7 protein-coding genes, 1 tRNA gene and 2 pseudogenes are annotated in these 6,074 nt (G+C 71.8%); 4 read left to right on the top strand and 6 right to left on the bottom strand.

Annotated elements, in window-relative coordinates; genetic code table 11:
• Positions 1 to 925, bottom strand: a 925-nt coding sequence (locus tag B9G38_RS13390; protein ID WP_086220688.1) for a DNA cytosine methyltransferase, incomplete at its 3' end; no start/stop codon positions are given.
• A gap of 123 nt (positions 926 to 1,048) precedes the next feature.
• Positions 1,049 to 1,418, bottom strand: a pseudogene (locus B9G38_RS13385) (carbonic anhydrase); the annotation flags it as partial.
• A 92-nt stretch (positions 1,419 to 1,510) separates the two neighbouring features.
• On the opposite strand from B9G38_RS13385, the gene B9G38_RS13380 reads away from it, so the two are divergent.
• Positions 1,511 to 1,584: transfer RNA gene (locus B9G38_RS13380), tRNA-Phe, on the top strand.
• Between the two features lie 311 nt (positions 1,585 to 1,895).
• On the opposite strand, the gene B9G38_RS13375 is transcribed toward B9G38_RS13380, so the two are convergent.
• Entirely contained in the window at positions 1,896 to 2,183 is a 288-nt protein-coding gene (locus B9G38_RS13375; RefSeq protein ID WP_086220687.1) for a zinc ribbon domain-containing protein, read from the bottom strand.
• 49 nt (positions 2,184 to 2,232) lie between these two features.
• Positions 2,233 to 2,403, bottom strand: coding sequence for a hypothetical protein (locus B9G38_RS18335; protein WP_198945700.1), 171 nt, complete (start codon positions 2,401 to 2,403; stop codon positions 2,233 to 2,235).
• Between the two features lie 61 nt (positions 2,404 to 2,464).
• Here B9G38_RS18335 and B9G38_RS13370 point away from each other — a divergent pair.
• Both B9G38_RS13370 and B9G38_RS13365 read left to right on the top strand, forming a co-directional pair.
• Positions 2,465 to 3,127 (top strand): annotated as a pseudogene (locus B9G38_RS13370) (HAD family hydrolase); the annotation flags it as partial.
• Between the two features lie 134 nt (positions 3,128 to 3,261).
• A complete protein-coding gene (locus B9G38_RS13365) occupies positions 3,262 to 4,272 on the top strand; it encodes a phosphotransferase family protein (protein WP_086220685.1) in 1,011 nt (336 codons plus the stop codon).
• A 37-nt stretch (positions 4,273 to 4,309) separates the two neighbouring features.
• Here B9G38_RS13365 and B9G38_RS13360 read toward each other — a convergent pair whose 3' ends face one another.
• Positions 4,310 to 4,900 (bottom strand): hypothetical protein, encoded by a 591-nt coding sequence (locus B9G38_RS13360; RefSeq protein ID WP_086220684.1) that lies wholly within the window; start codon positions 4,898 to 4,900, stop codon positions 4,310 to 4,312.
• Positions 4,901 to 5,084: 184 nt separating this feature from the next.
• Here B9G38_RS13360 and B9G38_RS13355 point away from each other — a divergent pair, with 184 nt between their 5' ends.
• Positions 5,085 to 5,279 (top strand): cold-shock protein, encoded by a 195-nt coding sequence (locus B9G38_RS13355; RefSeq protein WP_004599158.1) that lies wholly within the window; start codon positions 5,085 to 5,087, stop codon positions 5,277 to 5,279.
• Positions 5,280 to 5,462: 183 nt separating this feature from the next.
• Here the strand turns inward: B9G38_RS13355 and B9G38_RS13350 are convergent, their stop codons facing one another.
• Positions 5,463 to 5,777, bottom strand: coding sequence for a 2Fe-2S iron-sulfur cluster-binding protein (locus tag B9G38_RS13350; RefSeq protein ID WP_086220683.1), 315 nt, complete (start codon positions 5,775 to 5,777; stop codon positions 5,463 to 5,465).
• Between the last annotated feature and the right edge of the window lie 297 nt (positions 5,778 to 6,074).

The following is a 6,074-nucleotide window of genomic DNA, read 5'->3' as shown; positions in this document are numbered from 1 at the left end:
GGTCGAGCCGGCGCAGGTACGTCCCGTAGCGCTTGACGATCTCCGGCTCGTGGGGGCAGGCGTCGGTGTCCTCGCAGTCGCACTGGTACTTCTTCGTCTTCAGCCGGTCGGGGAGGTCGCGGTAGTAGCCGCCCGGGGGCACGTGCCGGATGCGTTCGAGCGTCTTCTCGCCGGTGTCCGCGTACGTCATGTTCGGCAGGTCGTCGGTCGCGTCCGCGAGCGCCTCGCCCGCGGTGCGCCAACTCCCCTCGGGCGTCGTCGGCTCCGGGAACCGGATCGGCACGTCGCGGTCGGTCCCGATGAAGAAGATCCGGCGGCGCTTCTGGGGGACGCCGTACTGCTCGGCCTCCAGCACCCGGTACTCGCACTTGTAGCCGTGAGCGGCGAACTCGTCGACGATGAGGTCCTTCACGTACCGGTCGTCGCTGGTCTGGCGGTTGATCAGATCGCGGACGTTCTCCATCAACACCAACTGCGGCTCCAGCACCGAGACGACCCGGAGGAACTCCTCGAAGAGGGTGTTCCGGCGGTCCTTCTCCATCTCGTCGAGCTCGATCTGCTCGTTGTTGAGCCGGCTGAACCCCTGACACGGCGGGCCGCCGATCACGACGTCGATCCCGTCGGGGTCGTAGCCGGCGCCCGCGACCGCCTCGCGGATCGCCGGCGCGTCGAGCTCGCGGACGTCGCCGTCGAGGAACTCGGTGTCCGAGAAGTTGCGGCGGTACGTCTCCGCGGCCGGCTCCCACTGGTCGCTCCCGAGGGCGACGTCGAAGCCGGCCCGCTCGAACCCCAGGTCGAGGCCGCCGCAGCCGGAGAAGAAGCCGGCGACGACCGGGGCATCGTCGATCGCAGCGTCCGCGCCGGCGTCGGCGCTCGCCTCGGCGGGGGCGTCCGATCCGGAGACGCCGTCGCCGTCAGCGCCCACCGACACCACCTCGCCCGACCGCGGGCGCGCGTACTCGGTCCATTCGTGACGCGATTCGCCGCGGGCGCATAAAAACGTCACACCTCGGGGCGCAGGGCGGGAACGCTCGCCCGCGATCGCCGGTCAGGCCCGCCGCTCGCTGATCCCCTCGGCGATCCGCTCGTCGGGGGGCGGAGCTCGCCGGACTTGACCTCGTAGGCGTAGCCGGAGACGGTCGTGTCGTCGGGAACGAACGCGGACCCTCGGAGGTACTCCACCTGCGCGGCGCAGGCCGCGTCGACGTCGTCGGTCATCTTCACCCAATCCAGCAGGTCGGCGTCCCCGATTGTCAGCTCCGGCAGCGAGGGGTCGAGGTCGGCGGCGTCGAGGTCCCCGGCCCGCGCTTCGAGCCCCTCCCGAACGGCATCGTCGGGCGCGCCGTCATCCCGCAGTCGGTATGGTTGATCGCGACGATCTCGTCGGTGTCGAAGAGATTCGTCGTGAGCGCGGCCGAGAGGCGGACGGAGAAGACGGGTCGGCAGAAACCGATCGGCGCGCCGCCTTTCGAAATCCTTTTGTCTCGAATCGGCGTTGATGCGAGTGCGAGCCGCCTTAGCTCAGACTGGGAGAGCACTCGACTGAAGATCGAGCTGTCCCCCGTTCAAATCGGGGAGGCGGCATACATTTTCGACGCGATCTCGATTCGGAAGGCTGCGACTTCAACTGGAGATCGAGCTGTCCCCCGTCCCCGCGAGCGGGGGCTCGGAAGACGAGCGGAGCGAAGTCTTCCGGTGTTCAAATCGGGGAGGCGGCATTTTCCTGCGAACTCGTGAGGGAGCGAAGCGACCGAACCGTGAGCAGTGAAGATGCTCCCGAGCCGATTTGAGCAGACGAGTCGCGAGCCCGGGCGCAGCGAGGGCGAGCCTCTCGGCGAGTTCCAATCGGGGAGGCGGCGTATTCTGAACCCGCGAGCGACGGCGAGCGGGTGGGGTCAGTAATTCGGACCCAACGGCGCCGCGCACTCGCGACAGTAGGTGAACTTCGAGTCGTTCTCCGCGCCGCACTGCGGGCAGGTCGACGAGGTCGCGCCGTCCGGGTCGGGCGGGTCGCGCTCGTAGACGGGGTCCTCGGTGTACCGCTCCATCTCGCCCGCGCGCCGCCTGCGGCTGCGCTCGCGGCCCTCCCGGAAGATGCCGACGAGGGCCCTGACTCCGACCGCCAGCGCGACGAGCAGCAGCGCGCCGGTCACGAGGAGGTAGGCCGTCCCGGCGTCGACCATGTGCCGATCACGGGCCGGACACGTAGATACTGTGGGGTGTCGCCGCGGGTCACTCGCCGCCGACGAAGACGGTCGCGAGCCGGTCGCCGCAGCGCGGGCAGTCCAGCGTCTGCCACGCGTCGGGGTCGAGGTCGCCGAACGGTTCCGAGCGGCGGGCGTCCGCGACGGCGACGCTCGCGCCGCACGTCTCGCAGTCGTAGGTGTCCTCGGGGTCGGCCATCGTCGGGGGGTACGGGCCCGTCGCCGAAACCGACTTCGCCGCGCGGCGCCACCTAGCTCCCATGAACCGGTTCGCGGCGGTCGCGTTCGACCTCGACGACACGCTGTGCCGCCACGACGGCGACGTGACCGCCCTCTATCGACGGGCGTTCGAGCGGGCGGGCGTCGAGCCGTTCGGCGAGCCCGACGAGCTGTGGCCCCTCCTCGACGGGCCGCCGGACCCGGACGACCGAGTCGGTTACCTCGGCGCGGGGTTCGCGCGGCTGGCGGCCCGGTACGGCCGGGAGGTCGACCCCATCGCCCTCGCCGAGGCGTTCGAGGCGGTCGCGGACGAGTCGCGGGTCGCGTACCTCCCGGGCGCGGCCGACGCGTTGGCGGCCGCGGCGGCCGCGGGACCGGTTGGCGTGCTCACGAACGGCCCGGAGGAACGCCAGCGGACGAAGGTGGAGTCGCTGGGGCTGGCCGACCGCGTCGACGCGGTCGTGTACGCCGGGGACCTGCCGCGCCGGAAGCCGCACGCGGAGCCGTTCGAACGGCTGGCCGCGGCGCTGTCGGTCGACCGGCGCGAGATGCTGTACGTCGGGAACTCGCTGGGGTACGACGTCGCCGGCGCGCACAACGCCGGCCTCCGGTCCGCGTGGCTCCGGGCGGACCCCGACGACGCGGCGGCCCCGTACCGCCCGGACTACGTCGTCGACTCGCTGGAGGAGGTCGCGGGGGTGCTGAGAGAGGGGTGCGGACCCGCGGTCGAGAGCGAGAGCGAGACCGCGACGGGGACCGGAAGCGAGACCGCGACGGGGACCGGAAGCGAGACCGCGACGGGGACCGGAAGCGAGACCGCGACCGGGGCGGAGGGAGAGTGAGCGACGCGGTCCGCGAGCGGGCCCTAGCGGCGACGCGACCGGGGGCGACGCCCGTGAGCGTCGAATCGCTGGGACGGGGGAACCGCAAGCTGACGGAGGCGGTGCGGTTCGAGGCCGCCGGATCGGTGGTCGTCCAGTACGCCGAGGCGCCGAGGAGGGTCCGGACCGAGGCGGCGCTGCTGGCGGCGATCGGCGCGCGGACCGACGTTCCCGTGCCGCGTCCGCTCGGCGCCGGCGTCGTCGACGGGACCGGCTGGCTCGTCACGCCGCTGGTCGGGGGGCGCGACCTCCACGAGGCGTTCGTCGGCCTCGACCCGGCGGACCGGTGCGATGTGGCGCGGGCGCTCGGGCGATACCTCGCCGCGATCCACGAGGCGTTCCGGTTCTCCGGGTGCGGGCGGGTCGCGGTCGACGACCCGGCGGGCGACGGAGCGGCCGCCGGGGGAGCGTTCGGTTCGGAGGCGGTCGCCGAGCGCGGCGCGTCGCTGTCCGTCCGCGACCCGACCGACGCCGAGTCGTGGGTGCGGCGGTTCGGCGAGCGGCACCTGTCGCGGCTCCCGGCCGACTTCGACGACCTCCGCGGGCCGCTCCGAGAGGCCGTCAACGAGTCGGGCGGGGGCGACGACGAGCCGCGGCTGTTCCCGTGGGACTTCCGACCGGGAAACGCCCTCGTCGCCGACGGCGCGGTGACGGCCGTCCTCGACTGGGAGGCGCCGCTGGCCGCGCCGCGGGGCGTGTCGGTCGCGAAGGCGGAACACCTGGTCGCCGACTGGTACGTGCCGGCGAGCGAGGCCGAACCGCTCCGGCGGGCGTTCCGCGACGGGTACGAGTCGGTCGCCCCGCTCCCGCCGGTCGAGCGCGCGCACCGCGCGGCGGCCGTCGCGAGCGCGGTCGTCGACGGCGAGGGGGTCGTGACGAACCCGCGGTACCCGCCGGTCGACCGCGGCGCCGCCGTGGAGTTCCACCGGGCGGCGCTCCGGCGGACGCTCGACCGAGCGGTGCGGTGACGGGAAGGCGACCGGCGCGGAGCGACGCGGCGGTCGGTCAGTACAGCGCGGTCGCCGCGAGGATGCCGGCGGTCTGGCCGAGGCCGACGAGCGCGATGCCCGCGACCGTCCCCGTCGCGGACCCTCCGAGCGCGGCGACGGCGGCGCCCGCGACCGAACACGCGGCCGCGGCGTGGTGGACGAGCGAGCGGGGGACCGCCGGGTCGCGCAGGCCCGTGTAGACGAACGCGGGCGCGGGCAGCAGCATCCACCCGTAGAAGGCGACGGCGAGGAGCGCGTCGGCCGGGACCGCGGCCGCGAGCGCGGGCACGGTCCCGTCGCGCGCGAGGAACCCGGCGACGCCCGCGAGCGTGACCGGCGTGCCGGCGAGTATCGCCAGCTTCCACGCGCGGAGGACGCCCGTCGCCATGTCGCGCCACGAGGCGGCGACGAAGGCGACGAGCAGGACGCTCATGACGACGTGCGCCACGAACAGCGCGTGCGCGGAGACGACGCCGAGGACCGCCCCCGCGGCGACGCCCCACGCCGCCGGAACCAGCAGGGCGGGACCGTTCTCGCGGAGCGTCAGGCCGGGGCCGTCCGCTCGGTGCGCGTGAGACACACGCACCGCTTTCGCGCCCGGAGACATAAACGTCGGCGTCGGAAGAAGCGGCGGGAACTCGACGGATAGGCGGATCGCGCGCCGCGAATCCGTCGAACAGTCAGAGTCCGTCCGCAGAGTTGCGTCTTTTCGAGAACGAACGTTCATCCAGAGTCGTGGTAACTGTACACTCGCAATCCTTATGCCCGGCCGGGCGCTCTCTATGAACGCAATGGCGACCGGAAAGGTTGATTTCTTCAACGACACTGGCGGCTACGGATTTATTGAGACTGACGACGCGGACGACGACGTGTTCTTCCACATGGAAGACGTCGGCGGCCCGGACCTCGAAGAGGGCCAGGAGCTCGAGTTCGACATCGAGTCCTCCGAGAAGGGCCCCCGCGCGACCAACGTCGTTCGGCAGTAAGCCGATCCGAAAGGTGGGTCGGTCCGGCTGACGCCGAACGCGACTCTGACACACGGTACCAAACGTTTTCGTCCGCGTCGCGGGCTCACGCTCGCCGCGGCCATATTTTACTCCCGACCAGCGTACCGCTCGTCGCGTGCGCAGTCGATCTCTGAAAAAGCGGCGAGAGCGGCGGGTCCGCGCTCAGATGTGCTGTCCGAAGAGCCCGCGGCCCTTCGTCACTTCGACGTCGCCCTCGACCTTCGTCTGACAGGCGAGGCGGACGTCGTGGCTCGGGTGGTGCGGCGGGAGCCAGAGGCGGGCGCGCTCCTTCTTGCTCGGCTCGCTGACGTCGCCCTCGACCTGGACCGCACAGGAACCGCACGACCCGGCGCCGCGGCAGTTGAGCTGTTCCATCTTGCCGTTGTAGACGGAGAGACCGGCTTCCTTGAGCACGTCGCGGAGGTTGGCGCCCTTCTCGCACTCGATTTCCTCGCCCTTGTAGGATACGGTAGGCATGTCGAGGTACGGTACGCGAGCGATCCACAAAGAGTCTGTGTCCGCGGCGCGCGGCGACCGAACCCGGGAGCGGCGGCGCCGTCGCCCCCGAAACGGTCGTGTGCCGAGCGTCGGACGCCGACGGGGCGTTTTTTACCCTCGGCACCGCAGGGTGGCACAATGGGACTCAGGTGTCTGCTCGGACACGACTTCGACGAGCCCGAACTCCAGCGCGAGCGCGAGGAGGAGGGCGACGAGGTCGTCACGACCGTCAAGGAGGTGAAGACCTGCGCTCGCTGCGGCGAGACGCAGATCGTC

The organism is Halorubrum sp. SD612 (assembly GCF_002135005.1).
This window is presented reverse-complemented; position numbering and strand designations above follow the sequence as displayed.